Annotated in this window: 23 protein-coding genes; 10 read left to right on the top strand and 13 right to left on the bottom strand. The window is 69.2% G+C overall.

Annotated features, from left to right (window positions below; all coding sequences use genetic code 11):
* A partial coding sequence (locus EP26_RS09175) for a transposase (protein ID WP_043337977.1) occupies positions 1–299 on the top strand: 299 nt, incomplete at its 5' end.
* A 23-nt stretch (positions 300–322) separates the two neighbouring features.
* Here EP26_RS09175 and EP26_RS09170 read toward each other — a convergent pair.
* The 6 genes from EP26_RS09170 to pdxH form a co-directional block, all read right to left on the bottom strand.
* Positions 323–1,351: an amino acid ABC transporter substrate-binding protein gene (locus EP26_RS09170; protein WP_043337921.1), complete on the bottom strand. Its 1,029-nt coding sequence runs from the start codon at positions 1,349–1,351 to the stop codon at positions 323–325.
* A gap of 17 nt (positions 1,352–1,368) precedes the next feature.
* On the bottom strand, positions 1,369–3,282 hold the full coding sequence (locus EP26_RS09165) for a TRAP transporter permease (RefSeq protein ID WP_169747376.1): 1,914 nt from the start codon (positions 3,280–3,282) through the stop codon (positions 1,369–1,371).
* Positions 3,283–3,323: 41 nt separating this feature from the next.
* Positions 3,324–4,307 carry a TAXI family TRAP transporter solute-binding subunit gene (locus EP26_RS09160; RefSeq protein ID WP_043337919.1) on the bottom strand — a complete coding sequence of 328 codons (984 nt, stop codon included), beginning with the start codon at positions 4,305–4,307 and terminating at the stop codon, positions 3,324–3,326.
* A 66-nt stretch (positions 4,308–4,373) separates the two neighbouring features.
* The gene (locus EP26_RS09155; protein ID WP_043337918.1) at positions 4,374–5,252 is read right to left on the bottom strand and encodes a universal stress protein; all 879 of its coding nucleotides are present in this window, start codon (positions 5,250–5,252) and stop codon (positions 4,374–4,376) included.
* A 34-nt stretch (positions 5,253–5,286) separates the two neighbouring features.
* A complete protein-coding gene (locus EP26_RS09150; RefSeq protein ID WP_052388979.1) occupies positions 5,287–6,762 on the bottom strand; it encodes a bifunctional aminoglycoside phosphotransferase/ATP-binding protein in 1,476 nt (491 codons plus the stop codon).
* A complete protein-coding gene (gene pdxH, locus EP26_RS09145) occupies positions 6,759–7,346 on the bottom strand; it encodes a pyridoxamine 5'-phosphate oxidase (RefSeq protein WP_043337917.1) in 588 nt (195 codons plus the stop codon). Before pdxH ends, EP26_RS09150 begins: the two co-directional genes overlap by 4 nt.
* Before the next feature lie 112 nt (positions 7,347–7,458).
* Between pdxH and fabI the strand changes: the two genes are divergently transcribed.
* Positions 7,459–8,292, top strand: a complete 834-nt coding sequence (gene fabI, locus EP26_RS09140; protein ID WP_043337916.1) for an enoyl-ACP reductase FabI — start codon at positions 7,459–7,461, stop codon at positions 8,290–8,292.
* A 12-nt stretch (positions 8,293–8,304) separates the two neighbouring features.
* A complete protein-coding gene (gene aroC / locus EP26_RS09135; protein ID WP_043337913.1) occupies positions 8,305–9,408 on the top strand; it encodes a chorismate synthase in 1,104 nt (367 codons plus the stop codon).
* On the opposite strand, the gene EP26_RS09130 is transcribed toward aroC, so the two are convergent.
* Positions 9,405–11,129, bottom strand: coding sequence for a M10 family metallopeptidase (locus EP26_RS09130; protein ID WP_043337912.1), 1,725 nt, complete (start codon positions 11,127–11,129; stop codon positions 9,405–9,407). The two genes, aroC and EP26_RS09130, sit on opposite strands and share 4 nt — an antisense overlap.
* 141 nt (positions 11,130–11,270) lie before the next feature.
* On the opposite strand from EP26_RS09130, the gene EP26_RS09125 reads away from it, so the two are divergent.
* Together EP26_RS09125 and EP26_RS09120 are read left to right on the top strand one after the other, a co-directional pair.
* A complete protein-coding gene (locus tag EP26_RS09125) occupies positions 11,271–12,524 on the top strand; it encodes a hypothetical protein (protein ID WP_052388978.1) in 1,254 nt (417 codons plus the stop codon).
* 117 nt (positions 12,525–12,641) lie between these two features.
* On the top strand, positions 12,642–12,782 hold the full coding sequence (locus EP26_RS09120) for a hypothetical protein (RefSeq protein ID WP_043337910.1): 141 nt from the start codon (positions 12,642–12,644) through the stop codon (positions 12,780–12,782).
* 21 nt (positions 12,783–12,803) lie between these two features.
* Here EP26_RS09120 and EP26_RS09115 read toward each other — a convergent pair whose 3' ends face one another.
* The 6 genes from EP26_RS09115 to EP26_RS09090 form a co-directional block, all read right to left on the bottom strand.
* The gene (locus EP26_RS09115; protein ID WP_043337909.1) at positions 12,804–13,226 is read right to left on the bottom strand and encodes a PaaI family thioesterase; all 423 of its coding nucleotides are present in this window, start codon (positions 13,224–13,226) and stop codon (positions 12,804–12,806) included.
* Positions 13,223–13,969 carry a TlyA family RNA methyltransferase gene (locus EP26_RS09110; protein WP_043337973.1) on the bottom strand — a complete coding sequence of 249 codons (747 nt, stop codon included), beginning with the start codon at positions 13,967–13,969 and terminating at the stop codon, positions 13,223–13,225. The genes EP26_RS09115 and EP26_RS09110 overlap by 4 nt, the downstream gene beginning before the upstream one ends.
* Positions 13,970–13,976: 7 nt before the next feature.
* Positions 13,977–15,899 carry a 1-deoxy-D-xylulose-5-phosphate synthase gene (gene dxs / locus EP26_RS09105; RefSeq protein WP_043337907.1) on the bottom strand — a complete coding sequence of 641 codons (1,923 nt, stop codon included), beginning with the start codon at positions 15,897–15,899 and terminating at the stop codon, positions 13,977–13,979.
* Positions 15,899–16,810, bottom strand: a complete 912-nt coding sequence (locus EP26_RS09100; RefSeq protein WP_043337906.1) for a polyprenyl synthetase family protein — start codon at positions 16,808–16,810, stop codon at positions 15,899–15,901. Before EP26_RS09100 ends, dxs begins: the two co-directional genes overlap by 1 nt.
* Before the next feature lies 1 nt (position 16,811).
* The gene (locus EP26_RS09095; protein WP_052388977.1) at positions 16,812–17,084 is read right to left on the bottom strand and encodes an exodeoxyribonuclease VII small subunit; all 273 of its coding nucleotides are present in this window, start codon (positions 17,082–17,084) and stop codon (positions 16,812–16,814) included.
* Between the two features lie 190 nt (positions 17,085–17,274).
* A complete protein-coding gene (locus EP26_RS09090; protein WP_043337905.1) occupies positions 17,275–18,159 on the bottom strand; it encodes an NAD(P)-dependent oxidoreductase in 885 nt (294 codons plus the stop codon).
* Between the two features lie 260 nt (positions 18,160–18,419).
* Here EP26_RS09090 and EP26_RS09085 point away from each other — a divergent pair, with 260 nt between their 5' ends.
* From EP26_RS09085 to EP26_RS09065, 5 genes are all read left to right on the top strand, one after another.
* Positions 18,420–18,881, top strand: a complete 462-nt coding sequence (locus tag EP26_RS09085) for an AraC family ligand binding domain-containing protein (protein ID WP_043337970.1) — start codon at positions 18,420–18,422, stop codon at positions 18,879–18,881.
* Positions 18,882–18,956: 75 nt separating this feature from the next.
* On the top strand, positions 18,957–19,922 hold the full coding sequence (locus tag EP26_RS09080) for a Bug family tripartite tricarboxylate transporter substrate binding protein (RefSeq protein WP_043337904.1): 966 nt from the start codon (positions 18,957–18,959) through the stop codon (positions 19,920–19,922).
* Between the two features lie 89 nt (positions 19,923–20,011).
* On the top strand, positions 20,012–21,331 hold the full coding sequence (locus EP26_RS09075) for an ABC transporter substrate-binding protein (protein ID WP_043337902.1): 1,320 nt from the start codon (positions 20,012–20,014) through the stop codon (positions 21,329–21,331).
* Positions 21,328–22,077, top strand: a complete 750-nt coding sequence (locus EP26_RS09070) for an ABC transporter ATP-binding protein (RefSeq protein WP_245624340.1) — start codon at positions 21,328–21,330, stop codon at positions 22,075–22,077. Before EP26_RS09075 ends, EP26_RS09070 begins: the two co-directional genes overlap by 4 nt.
* Positions 22,074–22,832: an ABC transporter ATP-binding protein gene (locus EP26_RS09065; RefSeq protein WP_052388976.1), complete on the top strand. Its 759-nt coding sequence runs from the start codon at positions 22,074–22,076 to the stop codon at positions 22,830–22,832. The genes EP26_RS09070 and EP26_RS09065 overlap by 4 nt, the downstream gene beginning before the upstream one ends.

Below are 22,832 nucleotides of genomic sequence, written 5' to 3'. Positions count from 1 at the left end.
CTGCCGCTGTGGCGCCGAATGCGCATGCCGTGTTGCTGCTCGACCAAGCCGGATGGCACCTATCGGACAGGCTCGAGGTACCGCCGAACATCACCCTCATCCCGCTGCCGCCCAAGTGCCCTGAGCTCAACCCGGTCGAGAACACCTGGCAGTTCATGCGGGACAACTGGCTCTCCAACCGCGTCTTCCGCTGCCACGACGACATCGTCGACCATTGCTGTCGCGCCTGGAACCGCCTCGTCGAGCAGCCCTGGACTATCATGTCCATCGGACTGCGCGATTGGGCGTATCGGTTCTGATCAGTGGGATTTGGTATAAAGCGCTACCGCATCGGCGGTGCGACCATCAGCCCGCCGCGGGTCCAGAGGTCGTTGAGCCCGCGCGGCAGCCCGACCGGGCTCTCCTTGCCGAGATGCCGCTCATAGATCTCCCCGTAATTGCCCACGGCCTTGATCGCATTCAGCAACCAGGCCCGGTCGAGCCCCAGTGTCAGGCCCAGATCGCCGGTCTTGCCCAGCAGCCGCTGCACCGCCGGGCTCGGGCTTTCCGCCAGCATGCGCGAGGCATTCTCGCGCGTGATGCCAAGTTCCTCCGCCTCCACCAGCCCGTAGACGACGTAGCGGACGATATCGAACCACTGGTCGTCCCCCTGCCGGACGGAGGGCGCATAGGGCTCCTTGCTGATCCGCTCGGGCAGCAGCACATGCCGCGCCGGCTCGGGGAAGGCGCTGCGCACGGAGGCGAGCTGGCTGGCATCGCCGGTATAGCTGTCGCAGCGGTTGCTCTCATAAGCCCGGCGCGCCTCGTCCTTGTCGGCGAAGATGACCGGGGTGAAGCGGATGCCCTGAGTGCGCGACCAGTCCTGCAGGTTCAGCTCATGCGTGCTGGCCGAGACGAAGCAGATGGCGGCGCCGTCGAGCTGACGGGCGCTGGTGATGCCGCTCTCGGCATGCACGAGGAAGCCCTGGCCGTCATAGAAATTGGGCGCGGTGAAATTGAGCCCCAGCATCGAGTCCCGCGCGAATGTCCAGGTCGTCGTTCGCGTCAGCACCTCGACCTGTCCGGAGGCGAGGGCCGGGAAGCGGTTCTGCCCGGTGAGGTGCTGCCAGACAACCTTGTCTGGGCCACCGAGCACGGCGGCGGCGATGGCGCGGCAGATATCGGTATCCATCCCCTGCCAGACACCGCGGCTGTCCGGCTGGCTCCAGGCCGGGTCGCCGGTCGAGATGCCGCAGGACAGCGCACCGCGGGCCCGTACGGCCGAGAGGGTCGGCCCTGGGCTCTGGGCCTGTTGCGCGGCGGCGATCCCCGGCGCGAACAGCGCCAGGGCGAGCAGAATGGGCTTCAACATCGACAGTCTCCCTAGGGTCAGTGCGGCGCCGGCCGCGGCAGCCGCACCAGCTGGGCGGCGCCGATCAGGCCCGGCACGCCGAGCGCGATCGCCAACCGCACCAGGTCCGGCACGCCATGGTAGAAGGCGGCGAAAAGCCCAGCGGCGCCAAGCAGCAGCCGCGAGGCCCAGCCCATCGGCCGCAGCAGGAAGCCGGCATAGGCCGCGCAAATCGCCGTCAGCGCACCCACCTGGATCGCCGTCGCGGTGAGGATGTCGCCGAGCCAGCCGCGCAGCATGATTCCCGGGTCGTAGAGGAAGGCAAAGCCCACGGTGAAGCCGGCGATGCCGAGCCGCGTCGCATGGTTGCTCGAGACGAGCGGGGAGGCCTTGGCGATGGCTGCCGCCGCGAAGGCCGCTGCCGCCACCGGTGGCGAGGCATCCGCCAGCACGGCGAAGTAGAAGACGAAGAGATGTGCCGGCAGCAGCAGGTCCCCCGGCGGCACGCCAAGCGCCTTCGATCCAAGGTCGAGAATCTGCGGCACGCCGATGGCGGCGGCGATGATGTAGCTCGGCGTCGTCGGGATGCCCATGCCGAGGATGAGGACGGTGACCGCCAGCAGGATCAGCAGCAGCGCAAAATTCCCCGCCGCCAAATCCTTAATGATTCCGCCCAGCGCCACGACCAGCCCCGTCGCCGTCAGCGCCGAGACGACGATGCCCGCGCCAGCGATGGAAACCGCGAGCGGCGCCATGGTCAGGCCCGCATTGGTCAAGCTTTCCAGCACCTGCCGCCAGCCCATGCGGCTACGGCGCCGGAGCGCGGCCACGCCAACCATGGCGAACGTCGCCACGAAGGCCGCGTAATTCCCGCTCCAGCGGTCCGTCATCATCCATACCAACACGGCGATCGGGATGACGAGATGCGCATCCTGCGCCACCTCCCGCCAGGCAGGGATGTCGCGCAGCGCCATGGGCGCCATGCCGGCCTTCTTCGCCTCGAAATGCACCGCGGCGAGGATGGCGAAATAGTAGAGCGCCGCGCCGATCGCCGCCGCGACGACGATCTCGCCATAGGCGATGCCGGTGATCTCGGCGAGGACGAAGGCCGCCGCCCCCATCACCGGCGGCATCAGCGCTCCACCGACCGAGGCCGCGCTCTCGATCCCGGCGGCAACCGCCGGTTTGTAGCCGATGCGGATCATCAGCGGGATGGTCATGGCGCCGGTAGTGATGACGTTGGAGACGCTGCTGCCGCTCATCGTGCCGAACAGACCGGAGGTGACGACGGCGACCTTGGCCGGCCCGCCGGAGAATCGCCCCGCCGCCGCCGCACCGAGATTGCTGAACAGCCGCCCCGTCCCGCTGCCCTGCATGAAGGCGCCGAAGACGATGAAGACGGCGATGGTTGTCGCCACGATGCCGGTCAGCGGCCCATAAACGCCGCCCGCCGTCGGCACTAGCCAGGAAGCCTCCAGGATCTCGTCGACGCTGAAAGGCCGGCTGTTCAGGATGCCCGGAATGTAATGCCCGAAAGCCATGTAGGCGATCGAGATGATGATCATCCAGGCGAGCCCGACCTCGACCGCCCGCCGCGTCGCCTCCAGCAGTGTCACGATGGCGAGGACGGCGAGCACCGCCATCTCGGTGCTGAAGGGATCGACGAATTCCATCCGGTCCGAGACCTCGGACCAGTGCCACATCACCCAGCCATGCGGCGCCGCGGCTGCGAGCACCCAGAGCCAGTCAGGAAGGCTCGGCCGCCGCACCGGCGACCGGCCCGGCCGCGCCGGGAAAAGTAGGAAGAGCGGCGGGACAAAGACCAGCAGATGGAAGGCGCGGAGCGTGATCGGCTCCGGGAAACCGAACCCGCCCCAATAAAGATGGATGGCCGAAGCAGCGGCCAGCCAGAGGGTGACGATCAGCTTCAGGGGGCCGGCAAGGTCGCGCATCATGGCCTCAGACTATGCAAGGACCTTGCCGCCCCGGCCGGTTACGACAGGACGCCCGCTTCCTTGAAGGCCTTGATCCCGCCCGAATGCAAGGGCAGGCCCTGATACTGCACAGATTTCGCCGGATCCCAGGCCCCCATGCTGGCATGGATCGAGACTAGGCGCTGGCCCTTGTTGCGGATCAGCGTGCGGGTGATCTTGTAGGCGGCCTCTTCGGGTATGCTCTCATGCACCATGAGCACGCTGTCCATCATGGTCACCGGCACGTCGCCCGATTGCAGCGACGGGTAGGTCGCAGCCGGGATGAATCCCTCGGCATAGGCGTACTGGTCGATCAGATGGCGGCGGATATCCGCCGGGAACTCGACCAACTTGCCGGCGCGCCGCCCCTGCGCGATCTCGGTGAAGATCGCCGCCGGCTTGGCCAGCGCGACGAAGAGGTAATCCACCTGCCCGTCGGAATAGGCGGAGCCGATATCGGCATAGCTGCCGTTCAGGTAGCGCCCGCCCTCGGACCTGATCCTGTCCGGGCTGGTGCCGAGGAATTTCAGGATGCGCTGCAGCGTCATCTCATCGGTCGAGGAGCGCTGCGGGCAGCCGATGCGCAGCCCCTTCTGCGTCAGGATGGAGCGCATGTCCTCCGGCCCGCCATCGGTGCGGCGAAGGAAGTGGAATTCGGTCGGCGAATAGCCGGTGCCGAGGAAACGCAGCGCCTCGTGCTTCTCTGCATAAGGTTCCGTCCCCGCCCGGGCAGCGGCGGCGAAGGTGTCGATGCCCCAGCCCATCGGCGACTGGCCGCGGTTCACCCGCGTCGAATTCGCCAGCCCCCCGCCCGGGACGACGCGGATCTGCAGATCCGCATTTTCGTCCTTGATGAGGGCCGAGAGACCGGCGGCCATGGTATACCAGCCGCCACCGAGCGAGCCTGCCACCCATTCCAGCGTCTGCTGCGCCCGCGCCGTACGGATGAAAGGCAGTGCCAGGGCGCCGCCGACCAGGCTGCGCCGCGTCCAGATCAGGCTCATCGTCATTCTCCCAGCCGAAACCGGGGCGGGATCATGCGGCCCTGAGAACGCGGCCGCAACCGTGCTTCATCGGCACATCAGCACCGGCATGTCGCTGTTCTCGAGGATATGCCGGGTGACGCCGCCGAGGATGAGCTGGCGCAGCCGCGAATGGCTGTAAGCGCCCATGCAGAGCAGATCGGCTTGGAAGTCGCGCGCCGCGCCCAGCAGCCCGGCACCGACATCCTTGGTCATCGGCTTGAACAGCACCGGCTCCGCCTCGATCTCGTGCCAGCGGAGATAGCTGCGGATGCCCTCCACCTTCGGTCCGCGACGCTGGTACTCGTCGGCATAGAGCAGGCGGACCGCCTCAGCCCGGTGCAGCCAGGGCAAAGCGGCGGCGATGGCGGCGGCGCTTTCGGCCGAGCCGTTCCAGGCGCAGCAGACCCGGGTGCCGATCGCCTTCGGCACCTCCCGCGGCGCGATCAGCACCGGCCGGCCCGAATCGAAGAGCACGGCATGCAGCGCGTCGGAGGAGGAGACATCCTCATCCGCCTCCGGATGCGGCACCACCGCCATGTCATAGAGGCGCGACTGCTGGGCGACCACATCCTCCTCGCGCCCGGCGATGCTCTCGAAGGAGAGAGTCGGCCCATCGGTCTTGAGCGCGGTCTCGGCGCTGTCGGCGATGGCGACGCCGCCCGAGGTGCCGGCGAAGCGGTCGAACAGCGCGCGGACGCGTCCGGCGCGGTCGCCGCTCTCGCGCTCCGTCGCCGCCATCATCTCCTCGATCATGGCTCCCGACAGGCCCTCGCCCGCCAGCGGCGCGACATCCCGGGCATCGACCCGGACATGCAGGCAATGGACATGCGCGTTCCATATGCGCGCCACCATCAGCGCGGTGGCGAGCGCGGCCTCCCCGGCGGCAGTGCCGGTGAGGGGCAGGAGCAAACGACGATAGGCCATGGCGCGTCTCCCAAACGGCGCGGAAGACCGGGTTCTAGCACGGATCGGCACCGTTGCAGCCCAGCGCTTCGCAGGCGGCCGGCAGCGGATCCCCGGCCGCGTCGAGCACCCGCCAAGCTAGCGGCCCGGCATCCCGCGCCGCCGCCGCCGCCAGCACGGCCACATCGGCATCCGAGGCATCCGAGGCATCGCCGGTGCGCGCGGCGATCCGCGCCTCCAGCACCGCGCGCGGGGCGGTAAGCCAAATGCCGTCGAAGCGCACCCCTGCCGCCCGCGCTGCCGCCTCGATCGCCGCCCGCTCCTCCGGCCGGAGAAAGACGGCATCGGCGACCACGGCATGCCCGGCGCGCAACGCCGCCTCCGCCTGAGCCGCGAGTTCGGCGAAGACCGCCGCGCTCGCCTCCGGCGTATAGGCCGATGGCGGCAGGCGTTGCTCCGGTGGCACCCCGGCCCGGCGCTTGCGGATCTCATCCGAGCGCAGCACCAGCGCCCCCGGCGCCGGACCGAGCATCGGCGCCAGCGCCCGCGCCAGCCGCGTCTTCCCCGTGCCCTGCAACCCACCGACCGCCACCAGCCGCGGCGGCGCCGGATGCAGCAGCGCCTCCGCCCGGTCGAGATAGGCCAGGCCGTCGCCGCCCCGCTTCGCCTCCGCATGCGCCCGGATCATCGCCCGCAGCGAAAGCCAGAGCGGCAGCGCCGCCACCAGTCGCGCATCGCCCGAGCGGGCGGCATAGCGGTTGAGCACGCGGTTGGCAGCGGCGCGGCCCAGGCGGTGCTCGCAATCCATCAACAGGAAGGCGAGGTCATAGCCGGTATCGATGGTCGCCAGCGCCTCATCGAATTCGAGTGCATCGAAGGGCGTCACCCGCCCCTGCCAGAGGCAGAGATTGCCGAGGTGCAGGTCGCCATGGCAGCGCCGCACCCTCCCTTCGCCCGCCCTCGCGGCGAGCCAGGGGTCGAGCCGCTCCAACCAGCCGAGCGCCGCACCGGCCCAGGCCGCGACCCGCCCCTCCTGCAGCCCGGCCCCGAGCGCCGCCCGCGCATTGCCCTCGATCACCGGCCGGAAGCCGGGCGCTGGCCGCGTCGGCAGGGCGGCATGCATGGCGAAGACCGTATCCCCCAGCGCATCCAGCCGCGTCGGATCGAAGCCTGCCGCTTCCTGCGCGTCGAGAAAATCGCCCGGCCGCAGCGGCGCCATGCGAAGCACCCACTCCACCGGCTCGCCCTCCCCGCCAAGCTTGAGAGCGCCATCCGCCCCACGCGTGACCGGCACGACCTCCCGATACAGCCCCGGCGCGAAGGGAGCATTCAATGCCAGTTCCCGCCGCAGCAGCCGCTCGCGATCGGTCAAGCGGCTAAAGTCGAGGAAGCCGAGCGCCACCGCCTTCTTCAGTTTCCAGGCATCCTCGGGCCCGACATAGACCGCCGAGATATGCGTCTCCACCGCCGCCACGCCGGCCAGGCGCGCGAGCAGCGCACCCGCCTCCGCCTGCGCGGCGGGCAGGCTCACGGGTAGAGCGCCTCCACCCTCCAACCCTCACCCTCGCTATGGAAGACCTGCCGGTCATGCAGGCGGAAGGGCATGTCGCGCCAGAACTCGATCCGCCGCGGCAACACCCGGAAGCCGGACCAGAATTCCGGGCGCGGAATCTCGCCGATGCCGAATTTCAGCGTATACTCGGCCACCGCCTTCTCCAGCGCGAAGCGCCCTTCCAGCGGCCGCGACTGCCGGCTTGCCCAGGCGCCGATCCGGCTGCCCCGGGCGCGGGAGGCGTAGTAGGCATCCGCCTCCTCCGCCGAGACCGCCTCCACCGGCCCCTCGACGCGGACACTCCGCTGCAGCGTCTTCCAGTGGAAGCAGAGCGCCGCCTCCGGATTGGCCGCCAACTCGCCGCCCTTCCGGCTCTCGAGGTTGGTGTAGAAGACGAAGCCGCGCGGATCGACGCCCTTCAGCAGCACCATACGAGCCGAGGGCCGGCCGTCCGGTGTGCTCGTCGCCAGGCAGACGGCATTCGGGTCGTTCGGCTCGGATTTGGCCGCCTCCGCCATCCATTCCTCGAAACGGGCAAACGGGTGGGCGGCGCTGCTGTCCATGGCGGAAATCCCGGGTAACGAGGGGTGCGGGCGCTAAGGCTTGCTCGCTGGCCGGGGGTGTGCCACCACGCCAGGGCCACCACAACACTGCCAGAGCCGGTCCCCACGCACCATGTCCGACGCGCCACTCGCAGACGCCCCCACCGGCACGCTCATGGCGGGCAAGCGCGGCCTTGTCATGGGGGTGGCCAATGACCGCTCGATTGCCTGGGGCATTGCCCGCGCCGTCGCGGCCCAGGGTGCCGAGGTCGCCTTCACCTACCAGGGCGAGGCGCTGGAGCGCCGCGTCCGCCCCTTGGCTGAAAGTGTCGGCAGCAAGCTCGTCCTGCCCTGCGACGTGACCGACGACGCCAGCGTCGACGCCACCTTCGCCGCCCTCAAGGAGGCCTGGGGCGGCCTCGACTTCCTGGTGCATGCCATCGGCTTCGCCAACAAGGACTACCTCCGCGGTCGCTATCTCGACACGCCGCGCGACGTCTTCCTGCAGGCGCTCGACATCTCCACCTACTCCTTCGTCTCGGTCAGCCAGCGCGCCGTGCCGCTGATGAAGCCGGGTGGCTCGCTGCTGACGATGAGCTATCTCGGTGCCGAGCGCGTCACACCACATTACAATGTTATGGGCGTCGCCAAGGCCGCGCTGGAGGCCAGCGTCCGCTATCTGGCAGTCGATCTCGGCGGCATCGGCGTCCGGGTGAACGCCATCTCCGCCGGGCCGATCAAGACCCTGGCCGCAAGCGGCATCGGCGACTTCCGCTACATCCTGAAGTGGAACCAGTATAATTCGCCGCTGAAGCGCAACGTCACCATCGAGGAGGTCGGCGGCGCCGGCCTCTATCTGCTGAGCGACCTCTCCGCCGGCGTCACCGGCGAGGTGCACCATGTCGACAGCGGCTTCCATGTGGTGGGGATGAAGTCGGTGGACGCGCCGGACATCAGCACGGTCTGACCGCCGCGCGCGATGTCCCACAACAGCTTCGGCCACCTCTTTCGCGTCACCACCTGGGGCGAGTCCCATGGCCCCGCCATCGGCTGCGTCGTCGATGGCTGCCCGCCTAGGCTGGCGCTGACCGAAGCCGATATCCAACCCTTCCTCGATCGCCGCCGCCCCGGCGCCTCCCGCTTCGTCACGCAGCGGCAGGAGCCTGACCAAGTCCGCATTCTCTCCGGCACCTTCGAGGGGCTGACCACCGGCACCCCGATCTCCCTGCTGATCGAGAACCAGGACCAGCGCAGCAAGGACTACGGCGAGATCAAGGACCGCTTCCGCCCCGGCCATGCCGATATCGCCTATGAGCTGAAATACGGCATCCGCGACTACCGCGGCGGCGGCCGCTCCTCGGCGCGCGAGACGGCGATGCGCGTCGCCGCCGGCGCCGTCGCCCGCCGCCTGCTGGAAGGCGTGACCATCCGCGGCGCACTGGTGCAGATGGGCGACGATCGCATCGACCGCACGGCCTGGGACTGGGCCGCCGTCGAGGAGAACGAGTTCTGGTGCCCCGACCGTGGCGCTGCCCTTCGCTGGGAACAGCGCCTGCTGGAGGCACGCAAATCCGGCTCATCCCTCGGCGCCGTGATCGAGGTCGTCGCGGAGGGCGTCCCGCCGGGTCTCGGCGCGCCGATCTACGGCAAGCTTGATGCCGACATCGCCGCCGCCCTGATGGGCATCAATGCGGTGAAGGGCGTCGAGATCGGCGAGGGCTTCGCCGCTGCCGCCCTCACCGGCGAGGCCAATGCCGACGAGATGCGCATGGGCCCCGACGGCCGAGTGGTCTTCGGCGACAACCATGCCGGCGGCGTCCTCGGCGGCATCTCCACCGGTCAGCCTATCGTCGCCCGCTTCGCCGTGAAGCCCACCTCCTCCATCCTCACCCCTCGGCTGTCCGTGGACCGCTTCGGCCAGGAGGTTGAGGTGAAGACCAAAGGCCGCCACGACCCCTGCGTCGGCATCCGCGCTGTGCCGGTGGGTGAGGCGATGCTGGCCCTGGTGCTGGCCGACCACCTCCTCCGCCACCGCGCGCAGAACCCGGACGCACCGAGCGAGGCACGCCTCCCCCGCAACTAGGCGAAGACGAAATCGCTCGCCGTCAGCGCGGCCTTGGCGATTCCGGCCAGGATGATGCTGTCATCGGCATCGAGGGTGACGACCGCGCCGCCGGCCTGATTGCTGACATGGCCGAGGATGTTAGAGGCGTTGAGCCCCGCGAATCCCGCCAGGCGGATATGGTCGATGCCATGCGTGAAGTCGCCGATCCGGTCGGCGCCCGTGCCGTTGCCGATGGCGAAGGTATCGGCACCCGCGCCGCCGAAGAGCACGTCATTGCCGCGGCCACCATCGAGCGTATCCGCTCCCTCCCCGGCCATCAGCCAATTCGCCCCGGCATTGCCGGTGACGCGGTTGTCGAGCCCATTGCCCTGGCCGGTGCGCGTCGTACCCTCCAGCACGAGGTTCTCGACATGGGCCGGCAGCTGGTAGCTCCCGCCCGGGATGCGGGCCTGAACCGTATCGGTGCCCTGCCCTGCCGCCTCGCTCGCCACATCTTGCGTGCTGTCGACGATATAGACATCGTCGCCCGCTTCGCCGGCCAGCCAATCCGCCTCGCCACGGCCCGAGGCGGCCTCGAGCGTGTCGTTGCCGCCGCCGCCCAGCAGCCGATCCACCGAGGCATCGCCTCCGCCGAGCAGCGAGTCATTGCCGCCCCGGCCCAGCAGCGTATCGCCCCCATTGCCACCATCGAGCCTGTCCGCTCCGGCACCGCCATCGAGGGCATTCGCCACCGCATTGCCGGTGATGGAATCATCCCCAACCCCGCCCTTGGCATTCTCGATCACCACGCCGAAGGCGATCGCCAGGTTGTCGTGCCCGTCATAGGTCGGGGTCGGCGCCTCCGAGGCGAAGGCCGGGATTTCCAGCCGCTTCTCCGCCTCGGTTTCGCGCATGGCGATGCTGGAGAAGCGCCCGTCGCGCAGGTCGATGACCGAGTCCAGTGCCTGGTTCGAGGTATCGATGGTGTCGGTCCCGCCCGCATCCCAGATGGTCTGGAAGAAGCGGGCATTTGTGGCCCAAGAATAGGTGTCGCTGCCCGCCGCATGGATCATGTTGGCGCCGTAGAGCGCCTGCACGGCAGCGATGTCGTCGAGCATCGGCCCACTCGGATAGAGCGGCATCTCGACATAACTGTAGTCTTCCGCCGTTCCGGTGACGCTGACCACCGAGGCATTCTCCGGCGGATGGTAGTTCATGATCGAATGGCTGAGATTCTGCTCCGAAGCCGGCAAGGTCAGGGGACCCTCGAAGGGGTGCTTCAGCCCGATCGAATGGCCGACTTCATGCGTCAGCGTCTTGAGCCCATACTGTCCTGGCGCTGTCTGCGCATTCTCCGCGTAGCGGCCGAGATAGAGATCGCCGCCGAGATCGACCGGCTCGCCGCCGACGAAGCTGGGGTAATAGGAATAGCCGCCTACCCCATGCAGCGGCGAATCTGCGGGAAGCGCCGTCGTATCGAAGCTGCCGAGGCGGATCGCGCCGCCCCACCCTGAATCGGAGACCTCGGTGAAGGTCAGGTTGGCGACCGCCGCCCAGGCCCCGAGCGCCGCCCGCGTCGCCGCCTGCATCGACACGTCAAGCGGTGCGAAGCCGGGATGATTCGCCTGCGCGTCATAGGCGGGCACCGCTCGCATGAAGCTGTAGGTCACCTCGGCCGGAGTGCCGGGCACGTCCGGATAATTCCAGCGCGCCGTCGGCATTCCGTCCAAATAAGCAAGAAGCGGATCGTATTCGGCCATGAAATCCCTGCAGTAAACGGAAACGCGAGCAGAGCCAAAGCGCAGCAGGCCTGGACGAGGTTCCGGTTCCTAGCGCAAGCCCCTTGACGATTTCCCTGCGGAGGCGCTTAGCAGCATTAACGAGAAGGATGAGACGAAGCCATGACCTTCGCCGATCCGCAGCCAGCGCAGTTGAAGCGGGGCAGCAGCTTCCCCGCCTCGCCCAGCCTGACCGCTGCCAATCCTGGCCTCGATGCCTTCGTCGCGCTCTGCGGCGAAGCCACCTGGGCTGCCCGACTTGCCGATATCGGCAACCGTGCTCAGGCGAATTCCCTCGCTGGCCGCGCCGCCCAGCAGCGCCATGCGCTGGAACTGGCCCTCGCCCGCCTTTCCGGCCGCCGTGCCCTGACCCGCGCCAGCAGCACCGAGCGCTTGGTTTCCGCCTTCGCCGAGGAAGCCGTCCGCTTGGCCGACAGCCTGCCCGATGGCCCGCGGGCCCGTATGCGCGACCAGATTCTCGCCGGCCTCACTGGCGAGGCGACGCTCATCCCGCTGTTTCACCTGCTTCGCACTGCCGCCCTGCTGCGCGAGAGCGGCTTCGCCATCCGCTTCACCGGCTTGGTCGAGGGCACGCCCCATGACATTCTGGCGGAACGGGACGGCGCCAGCGCGGAAGTGATCTGCGAGACGGTCTCGGCCGAGGAGGGCCGCCCGGTCCATCGGGGCGATTGGTACGCCCTGGTCGACCGTCTCAATCCTGAGCTGCAGTCCTGGCTTGCGGCCCATCCTGGCCGTTACCTGCTGAAGATGACCCTTCCCGAGGGCATCTCTGGCCCCGAGCAGCTGGCCACCCTTCATGAGTGCATCACCGGCATGCTCGCCTCCGGCAAGCGGCAGGAAGCCGGCAGCCAGGCGGTGTTGAAACTCGATCCGCTGGTCCTCACCGGGCCGCAACAGGGGATGCCCGGCCTTTCCGCCCGCCTCCGCGCGCAATTCGGGCCTGAAGCACATCTCGCCATCACCACCGACGCGCCGAGCGGCAGTGTCTTCGTCCTCGCCGCCCGGGCAGGGCGGGAAAACGAGATCGCCGGCGCCGTCGCCCGCCGTCTCGGGCTGATGGCGGAGGCGCGGCTGTCCGGCCGTCGACCCGGCATTGCCGCCGTCTTCCTCGAGGATCTCGACCGCACCGAATGGCGTGGCCTGCGCGAGCAGCTGGAGCTGGAAGGCGCCGTTCGCCGCTTCCTGACCACGCCGCCGGCGCGGCGCGTGGTCGCCGTCACCTGTGCCTCGCGCTTCGAGATGTTCGGTGCCGCCCCGCCGGATGCTGCGGCCGAGCCAGCGCTGCGCTTCCGCAATCCCTCGCACCCGGCAGCTAAGCTCCAGGCCCTGGCGCCGGCCATCCTGTCCTCGATGTAGCGACTTCTTGATCGGGGGTCGGAAGGAAACCGTCTTCAATCTGCCACGTTTCCCTGCGGCACTGATCGACGCTGCCGCTGCCGGCAATGCTGGCAGGGCAGAGAGGAATGGAGCCGCATGACCGACCGCGAATTCCAGGCCAAGCTCGACGAGCTGGACCAGCTGCTGAACGACCCCGATGTGCGGATGGACCCGCACCGCGTCTGGACCTTGCTGGCCGAGATCAGCGCGGCGGAGGCGCAGATCGCGGCGGAATAGCCGCCACCCGCGGCGTCGCCATCAGGCGCCAAGGATCTTCCAGATTCCATCTGCATGGATCACAGTGCGGCCGCCGACCGTCACCAGTCCACGAACGAACACCACGCTCCGTGTCGCGCGCAGGATTTCTGCCCTCCCCTCGACGAAATCCCCGACGCGCGCTGGCGAGATGAACTGCGTGCTGAGCTGCACCGTGGTGCAGGGTTTGCGCCCGGCGGCCTCCCAAACAGTCATTCCGAGCACGTCATCGGCGAAGCTCATCAGCATGCCGCCATGGACGACGCCGCCATTGTTCAGGTGGCGCGGCTCAGCCGGGAAGCCGTAGCGGAAGCCTCCCTCCTCCCGCTTGAACCAGAAGGGGCCGATCAGGGCGGGGTAGCCTTCCGGCCGCAGGGGCTTCCAACCGGCGGAGGTGGGGTCGAACAGGGTCGGTGCGTCATTCATGTCGGAAGCTTATCCCGCACCGCAGCAATCAGAAACTCCCGGTTTCCTTCCGGCCCCAGCAGTGGGCTCGGCTCCACTCCCAGCACCCGCCAGCCGGGCAGCGACCCCCACCACTCCTCGATCTTCCGGCAGACGCCGCGATGTACCGCCGCATCCCGCACTACTCCGCCCTTGGCGACGGCCGGCCCCACCTCGAATTGCGGCTTGATCAGTGCAACTGCCCAACTCCCCGGCGGACAGAGCGAGAGCGGCTGCGGCAGCACCACCTGCAAGCCGATGAAGCTGGCATCGCAAACCAGCACCTCCGGCACAGCGTCAAGGTGTCCGGCCTCCAGGTAACGGGCATTCACCCGCTCCATCACCGTGACGCGCGGGTCGTTGCGAAGGCTCCAGGCCAGCTGGCCATGCCCCACATCCACGGCGAAAACCCGCGCCGCCCCATGATGCAGCAGCACATGGGTGAAGCCGCCTGTGGAGGCGCCAACATCGAGAGCGACCTTGCTTTGCGGGGAAAGCCCGAAATGCCGGATGGCATGGTCGAGCTTCACCCCGCCGCGCGAGACCCAGGGGTGGTCCTGCCCCCGCACCTCCAGCGGCGCGCCCGGCGCCAGCATCTGCCCCGCCTTTTCGATCCGCTGGGTGTCGGAATAGACCTTGCCAGCGAGGATCAAGGCCTGCGCTCGGGTTCGGCTCTCCGCCAGCCCCCGGTCGACCAGCGCCTGGTCGGCGCGTTCCTTGGCGATGGCCGCCTCAGGCCCGCGCCGGCTGCGCCGCGGCACCGGCGCCGAGCGCCGCGACCGCCATGGCGACGATCTGCGCGGCGTTCAACCCCGCCTTGTCATACTGCTTGCGAGGAGCCTCATGGTCGATGAAGCGATCCGGCAGGCACATCGGTCGCACCTTCAGCCCATGGTCGAGCATCCCGCGCATCGCCAGGTGCTGCAGCACGAAGCTGCCGAAGCCACCCACCGAGCCCTCCTCGATGGTGATCAGCACCTCATGTTCCCGCGCCAGCCGCTCGACGAGGTCGGTGTCCAGCGGCTTGGCGAAGCGCGCATCGGCGACGGTGGTGGAGAGCCCGCGCGCCCCGAGTTCCTCAGCCGCCTTCAGGCATTCCTGCAACCGGGCGCCATAGGAGAGGATGGCCACGCTCGTCCCCTCGCGCAGCACGCGTCCCTTGCCGATCTCGAGCGGCGTGCCCCGCTTCGGCAGCTCGAGCCCGAGGCCCTCGCCACGCGGATAGCGGAAGGCGCTCGGCCGGTCGTCGATGGCCGCCGCAGTCGCGACCATATGCATCAGCTCCAGCTCGTCGGCCGCCGCCATCAGCACGATTCCCGGCAGGCAGCCGAGATAGGCGATGTCGAAGCTGCCCGCATGGGTCGCGCCATCGGCACCGACCAGCCCCGCCCGATCCATCGCGAAGCGCACAGGCAGCGATTGCAGAACCACGTCATGCACGACCTGGTCGTAGCCGCGCTGCAGGAAGGTCGAGTAGATGGCGCAGAAGGGCTTCATCCCTTCCGTCGCCATGCCGGCGGCGAAGGTTACGGCATGCTGCTCGGCGATGCCGACATCGAAGCTGCGCTTCGGGAAGCGCTTGGCGAAGGCGTCGAGCCCCGTCCCCGCCGGCATCGCCGCGTTGACGGCGACGATGCGGCTGTCCGCCTCGGCCTCGGCGATCAGCGCGTTGGAGAAGACCTTGGTGTAGCTTGGCGGCCCCGGCGGCGGCTTCTGCTGCTCGCCGGTGACGACGTTGAACTTGACGACGCCATGGTACTTGTCGGCGCTCGCCTCGGCCGGCGCATAGCCCTTGCCCTTCTGCGTCACCACATGCAGCAGCACCGGCTCGCCGAGCTCGGTATCACGCAGGTTCCGCAGGATCGGCAGCAGATGGTCGAGGTCGTGCCCGTCGATCGGCCCGACATAGTAGAAGCCGAGTTCCTCGAAGAGCGTGCCACCGGTGAGCAGCCCACGCGCATACTCGTCCGCCCGCTTGGCGGCGCGCTCGATCGGCGCCGGGAAGCGCCGTGCCAGCTTCGCCATCATGTCGCGGATGGACAGGAAGGGCCGGGAGGAGACGACCTTCGACAGATAGGCGCTCATCGCGCCGACGGGCGGCGCGATCGACATGTCGTTGTCGTTGAGGATGACGATGAGGCGCGACTTCTCGGCGCCCGCATTGTTCATCGCTTCATAGGCCATGCCCGCGCTCATGGCGCCGTCGCCGATCACGGCGACGACGTTGCGCGGATCGCCCTTCAACTCGCTCGCCACTGCCATGCCGAGGCCGGCGGAGATGGATGTCGAGGAATGGGCCGCGCCGAAGGGGTCGTACTCGCTCTCGCTGCGGCGGGTGAAGCCGGAGAGGCCGCCGCCCTGGCGCAGCGTGCGGATGCGGTCGCGCCGCCCGGTCAGGATCTTGTGGGGATAGGCCTGATGGCCGACATCCCAGATCAACCGATCCCGCGGCGTCTCGAAGACGGCGTGGATGGCGACCGTCAGCTCGACGACGCCGAGCGAAGCGCCGAGATGCCCGCCGGTCTGGCTGACGGCGTGGATCGTCTCGGCCCGGACCTCGGAGGCGAGCTGCTTCAGCTGCTCCGAGGAGAGGTTGCGCATGTCGACCGGGATCTTGACGCGGTCGAGGAGCGGGGTGGCGGAGGGGACGGACATCAGCTCCTCCGCTCGATCACGAAATCTGCGAGCATGCGCAAGAGGTCTGCCCTCTCTCCGAAGACGTCAAGATGGGATTTGGCCTGGGCCACCAACCGGTCGGCCTGTAACCGTGCCCGTTCGAGCCCGAGCAGGGAGACGAGGGTGGCCTTCCCGGCCTCGGCATCCTTGCCGGTGCGCTTCCCCGCCTCCTCGGCGGTGACCGTCGCGTCCAACAGGTCGTCGGCGATCTGGAAGGCGGCGCCGAGGTCGCGCCCGTAGCCGAGCAGCGCGTGCCGCTGGGAGGCCGCGGCCTTGCCCAGCACCGCGCCCGCCTCAGCGGAGAATTCGATCAGCTTGCCGGTCTTCAACGTCTGCAAGCGGCCGATAGCAGCCTCGTCGAGCGGGTCGCCGCTCTCCTCGGCCAGCATGTCGAGCATCTGCCCGCCGCACATGCCGCGTGCGCCGGCGGCCTGGGCGAGGCAGCGCACCAGCTCCACCCGCACCGCCGGATCCGGATGCGTGTCCTCATGCGCCAGCGCGGCGAAGGCCTGGGTCTGCAAGGCGTCTCCGGCGAGGATGGCTGTTGCCTCGTCGAAAGCCTTGTGGACGGTCGGCTTGCCGCGGCGCAGGTCGTCGTCGTCCATCGCCGGCAGGTCGTCATGGACGAGGCTGTAGGCATGCAGCATCTCGATCGCGCCCGCGACGCGCAGCGCCGCATGGCGAGAGACGCCAAACTGCCGGGCGCCTTCCAGCACCAGGAAGCCGCGCAGCCGCTTGCCGCCGCCGACCGCCGCATAGCGCATGGCCGCATAGAGCCGGGCCTCGGGCCCCTCCTCCGGCGGCAGCAGGATGTCGAGGGCCTGATCGATCTCCTCCGCCGCCATCGCCATGGCGCGGCGGAGGTCCAAGGTCTCGGTGGTCATGCTCATCTCATTCCACGTCGCGGAGGGTGGGGCCGCCGGGGGCGTCGACGATCGCCTGGACCTTCGCTTCCGCCTCGGCGAGCTTCTGCTCGCAATGCCGACGAAGCGCGGCGCCGCGCTCGTAATCGGCGATGGCCTGGGCAAGCGTGCTCCGGCCGCCTTCCAGCGACTTCACGATGTCTTCCAGCTCCGCCAGCGCGTCCTCGAAGGACAGCGCGGCGAGGTCCTCCGGCGGGGATGACCGCCGCGCAGGGGCCGTCTGGCCTTGCGCCTCTCCCATTCGGTGCTCCTGGTTCGAACCCCCAGCATACAGCCCTTACCCGTTTGGTAACACCGGCTGCTTTGCATCGGGACCCAGGCGTTCCCTTTTTGACACGCTGACGTTTGCGGGCCTCGGACCGGATTTTATTTCAATAGGTTAGCCAAGGCCCGGCCCGTCTCGTGGGGACATGGCTCGCCCATGGCCTTCGCTATCCCTCATGCCTGATGCCGGCCAGCCGCTCCAGTACGGCACAGACCGCCGCCGTATCCTCGCCGCCCAGCCCATGGGCCATGGCGGCGGCGTAATAAGGCTGGGTCGCGCTGAAGAGCGGCACCGGGCAGCCGAGCGAAGCGGCGAATTCGCCGATCACCGCCATGTCCTTCTGCCACATGGAGATGCGCATGCTGGGCGGCGAATAGCTGTTCGCCGCCATCATCGGCGCCCGCAGCTCGAAGACGCGGGAACTGCCGGCGCCATCCTGCACCAGTTCCACCACCTGGGCCAGGTCGAGCCCCGCCTTCCGCGCCAGCACCATGGCCTCGGCCGAGGCGACATTGTGGATGGCGACCAGCAGGTTGGCGACGAATTTCATCCGCGTGCCGTTGCCGAACTCGCCAAGGTCGTGGACCGCCCTGGCGAAGCCGGCGAAGAAGGGCGCAAGTCCGGTGATCGCCGCGCTGTCCCCGCTGGCATAGACGACCAGGTCGCGATTCACTGCCTGCGCCCCGGTGCCCGAGAGCGGACAGTCGAGCATCCGGTGCCCCGCCCCGGCCAGAAGCTCGGCCGCCGCCTGCTTGTCCGACAGGGTGAAGGTGCTGGTCTCGACCAGCAGCTGGGGCGGCAGCCCGGCCGCAGCGAGGGCTGACGCCGTGTCGTGCAGCGAGCCCGGCCGCGGCAGGCTGGTGAGCAGCAGCGGCACCTCCCGCGCCAGCGCCACCGCATCCTCCGCGATGGCGATGCCCGAAGCGGCCGCCTCCGCCCGGCGGGCCGGGTTGGTGTCGAAGCCCAAGACCTTCCACCCCGCCTCCCGCAGGTTGCGCGCCATGGCGCCGCCCACGATACCGAGGCCGATCACGCCGGCAGCCTGTTCCATGCTGTTTCCTCCCGCCCGGCCCGGCAGTCTCGCCCGCCCTTGGCCCGCAGCGCAACGCGGGCCACTCTCGCCGGCAGGAGGGACCGGCATGCCCGTAGAACAGGCGCTCGAATGGATCAGCCAGCACCGGACGGGCATGGTCATCCTCGTCCTGGTGATGGCGGTGACCATCCTGGCGCGCAACCGGAAATAGGCGCTGCTTGCATCGCCTCGGCCGCCTGCCGATGATCGCCCTGCGTCCGACAAGAAAGGCAGAACCGATGCGCCGTCCCCTCCTCCATGCCGGCTTCGCGGGAGCCTTCCTGGCCGGCCTGCTCGCGGCCCGCCTCATGCCCTCGGCCGAGGCGCAATCCTCCCCGCCACCGCTGGAGCCGCGGATCATCAACGTCATGACCATGACGGATGAGGAGATCGGACCGCTCATCCGCAATACCGACCTCCGCTCGCGCACCCTCGTCGCCACGCCCGACGGCACGGTCGCGGTCCAGAGCGGCAATGTCTTCCGCCACTTCCATGCCGATGCGAACGAGATCCAGCTGATCCTGGATGGCGCCGGCTCCTTCTGGCTCGGCGACCGCGAGGTGCAGATCAAGGCGGGCGACCTCATCGTCATCCCCAAGGGCACCATCCATGCCGGCTCCCGCGCCACGACCGGCCGGTTCCGGGCGATCGCCATCAAGCTGCCGCCGCAGCGGCCGGACGATACCCACGCGGCGCCTTGACGCGGCGCGGCGCCGCTTCGCAAGCTTCCCGCCGAAGGCCGGCTCAGACCGGCCCCAGGGGGAGGAAACGCCGCCATGCGGTCCACGCGTCGCCTGGTCATCGGGCTCACCGCCGCGCCTTTCGCGGCCCGGGCCCAGGGTGACCGCTACCCGGACCGCCCTGTCCGCATCGTCGTCCCCTTCGCGCCCGGCGGCCCGACCGATGTCATGGCCCGCGTCCTCTCCGCCGGGCTGACGGCCGCGCTCGGCCAGCCGGTCATTGTCGAGAACCGCGGCGGGGGCGGAGGCAATATCGGCGCCGCCCATGTGGCCCGCAGCGCGCCGGACGGCACCACGCTGCTGGTCGTCTCCACCGGCTTCGTCGTCAATCCGAGCCTCTTCCGCAACCCGGGCTACGACCCGGTCAGGGATTTCGCCCCGGTGGCGGAATTGGGCGCCTCGCCCAATCTGGTCATCGCCGGCGCGCAATCGGGCATACGCTCGCTCGCCGACCTCATCGCCGCCGCCAGGGCGCGGCCAGGCGGGCTCGACATGGCCAATCCCGGCACCGGCTCCACGCCCCACCTCACGGCGGAACTGCTGCGCCTGCGCGCGGGGATCGAGTTCGTGCAGATCACCCATGCCAGCGCGGCGCTCGCGGTGCAGTCGGTGCTCGGCGGCATCACCCCGGTGGGCGTCGCGGCGCTGCCGCCGGCCCAGCCACACATCCTTTCCGGCGCGGTCCGCGCGCTCGCCATCACCAGCGCCGAGCGATGGCCAGACCTGCCGGACGTGCCGACGATGCAGGAGCTCGGCTATCCGGGCTTCGTCTCGGAAACCTTCCAGGCCCTTCTCGCCCCCGCTGGCACGCCACCTGCCATCATCGAGCGCCTGGAGCGCGACAGCCTCGCCATTCTCGCCGAGCCGGCGACCCGTGCCAGGCTTCGCGCCGCCGGCTTCGGCGTCGAGCCGCGCGGCCCGGCTGCGCTTGCGGAGCGCATCGCCCGCGAGGTGCCGCTCTGGCGCGACATCATCCGCCAGGCCGGCATTCCGTCCGAATAGCGCTTCCGCTTGACGGCATGCCGCAAGACGGCTTGGCTGATATGGCACTGGCCCCGGCAGAGGGCTTCGGCACCAGGGAGTGACGCCAGATGACGGCATTCGGGACCACCCGGCGCGGCCTCTTGGGGGCTGGCGCCGCCCTCACCATCCCCGCCAGCGTCGCACGTGCCCAAGGGCCGGCCCGCGGCGGCGACCCGCTCCGCGTCGGGGTGATGACCGATCTCTCCGGCCCCTTTGCCGGCGCCGGCAGCCAGCCGCTCTTCTGGGGCGCCGAGGTGGCGATCGAGCTCTTCAACGAACGCGGCGGCGTCGATGGCCGCCCCGTCCAGGCCATCACCGCCGACAGCCAGAGCAAGGCCGATGTCGCCATCAACGAGATGGAGCGCCTGCTCGGCCAGGAGCGGCTGGAAGTGGTGACGGGCATCTACTCCTCCGCCCATGCCGTGCCGCTCTCGGGCCGCTTCGAGCAGTCGCGGAAGATGATGTGGATCACCTCGGCCATCGCGACGGCGGTGCTGAAGGACAAGAATTTCCGCTACGTCTTCCGCCCCACTGTGCATTCCGACCAGTATGGCGAGGGCTCGATCTCCGCCATTGCCGACAATGCCCAGGCGAAGCTCGGCTTGGCGCCGGACAAGGTGAAGCTCGGCGTCATCTACGAGGACGGGCCCTACGGCACCGGCGTCGCCGCGGCGATCGAAGCGAATGCCAAGAGCCGCAACATGCCGATCGTCCTCAAGGAAGCCTATTCCTCGACCGCGCCCGACCTCTCGACGCTGGTGACGAAGCTGCGGCGCGAGCGGCCCGATATCGTCCTCCAGGTCGGCTACAACCCGGACATCACCCTCTTCCTCCGCCAGGCGAAGTCGGGCGGCCTCCGCTTCAAGATGCTGATCGGCCACGGCGCCGGCTGGTCGCAGATCGACCGGCTGACGGAGACCTTCGGCCAGGACGTGAACTTCATGTGCAACGTGGACCCGGCGGCGACGCAGATGCTCGACTGGAGCAAGCTGCAGCCGGGCGTCGGCGACCTGGCGAAGACCTTCATGGATCGCTTCCAGGCCAAGCATAAGTTGAGCGACCCGCCCACCCATGCCTCCATGGGCTTCAACAACACTTGGATCTTCCTCGAGCACGTCCTCAAACCCGCCGTCCGCAAGACCGGGGGAATGACCGCCGATGCCCTGCGCGAGGCGGCGCTTCAGGTGGACGTACCGACCGGCGGCACCATCCAGGGCTATGGCGTGAAATTCGTCCCGCCCGGCAATCCCATGGCCGGGCAGAACGAGCGCAGCATCGCGGTGGTCATGCAGTTCGAGAACGGCAAGTCGAAGGTGGTCTGGCCGGCCTCGCTCGGCCAGCCGATCGTCATGCCGCTGCCCGCCGGCAACGCCTACGCCGCCCGATGAGCACGGCCCCGCTGCTGGAGGTCGCCGGGCTCACCAAGCGCTTCGGCGGCTTCACCGCGGTCGACAACGTCTCCTTCGGGGTCGGCAAGGGTGAGATCCTCGGCCTGCTCGGCCCGAACGGCTCCGGCAAGAGCACGACCTTCAACTGCGTCGCGGGCATGCTCCGCCCGACCTCCGGCTCCGTTCGGCTGGCCGGCGAGGAGATCGGCGGGCTGACAGCCGACGAGACCTGCCGCCGCGGCATCGGCCGCACCTTCCAGATCCCCCGCCCCTTCCGCGGCCTTTCGCTGCTGGAGAATGCGACGCTCGCCGCGCATTATGGCGCCGGCGGCGGCATTAGCCGCGAGGAGGCGGAGACCCGCGCCCGCGACGCCCTCCGCCTCGCCCAGCTTCCCGACGACCCGCATGCGACGGCGCATGGCCTCGGCGCCGCGGGGCTGAAGAAGCTGGAACTCGCCCGGGCGCTCGCCACCCAGCCCCGCCTGCTGCTGGCCGATGAAAGCCTCGGCGGCCTCGACACCGCCGAGATGCACCAGGCCGCCGCCATGCTGAAGCGCATCCGCGACGAGCGCGGCATCACCATCGTCTGGGTGGAGCACATCATGGGTGTGCTGCTTTCGGTCGTCGATCGCGTCGTGGTGCTCGACCATGGCGCCGTCATCTTCCAGGGCACGCCCGAGGCGGCGCAAGCCGATGAGCGCGTCGCCGAGGTCTATCTCGGCCCGCCCGAGAGCCGCGCCGCATGAGCGCCGCCCTCGACCGCGGCGCCGGGACGCAGGCCGCACCGGGCGGGACGCTGGAGCTGTCCGGCATCCATGCCGGCTATGGCGATTTCCAGGCACTCTTCGGCATCGGCCTCCGCGTGGAGCCGGGCGAGGCGGTCGGCGTCGTCGGGCCGAACGGCGCCGGCAAGACCACCCTGCTCCGCGTCATCTCCGGCCTGATCCGCCCGACCGCGGGAAGCCTCCGCTTCGGCGAGCAGGATCTTGCGGCGACGCCCGCGCATCTGCTGCCCTCGCTCGGCATCGCCCATGTGCCGGAGAACCGCCGTCTCTTCCCGCATCTCACCGTCGAGGAGAACCTGAAGGTCGGCGCCTTCTCGCCCGCCGCCCGCGCGCATTTCGCCGAGCGACGCGACCGCGTCTATGACCTTTTCCCCCGCATGAAGCAGCGCCGCCACCAGCTCGCAGGCACCATGTCGGGCGGCGAGCAGCAGATGTGCGCCATCGGGCGTGCGCTGATGTGCGCCCCGCGCATCCTGCTGCTGGACGAACCCTCGGCCGGCCTCGCCCCGATCGTCGTGAAACAGGTGTTCGACCTCGTCCGCCGCATCCGCGAGGAGGGGCTGACGGTGCTGATCGTCGAGCAGAACGTGGCGCAGGTGCTTCGAGTCGTCGACCGCGCCTATGTGCTGGAGACCGGCCGCGTCGCCGCTGAGGGCCGCTCGGCCGAGCTCGTGGCCGACCCGGCCATCCGCCGCAGCTATCTTGGAGGGCATTGA

Source organism: Belnapia moabensis DSM 16746 (genome assembly GCF_000745835.1).
Classification (GTDB): domain Bacteria; phylum Pseudomonadota; class Alphaproteobacteria; order Acetobacterales; family Acetobacteraceae; genus Belnapia; species Belnapia moabensis.
Note: the sequence above shows the minus strand (reverse complement) of the source record. Positions and strands in the feature narration are given on the sequence as shown.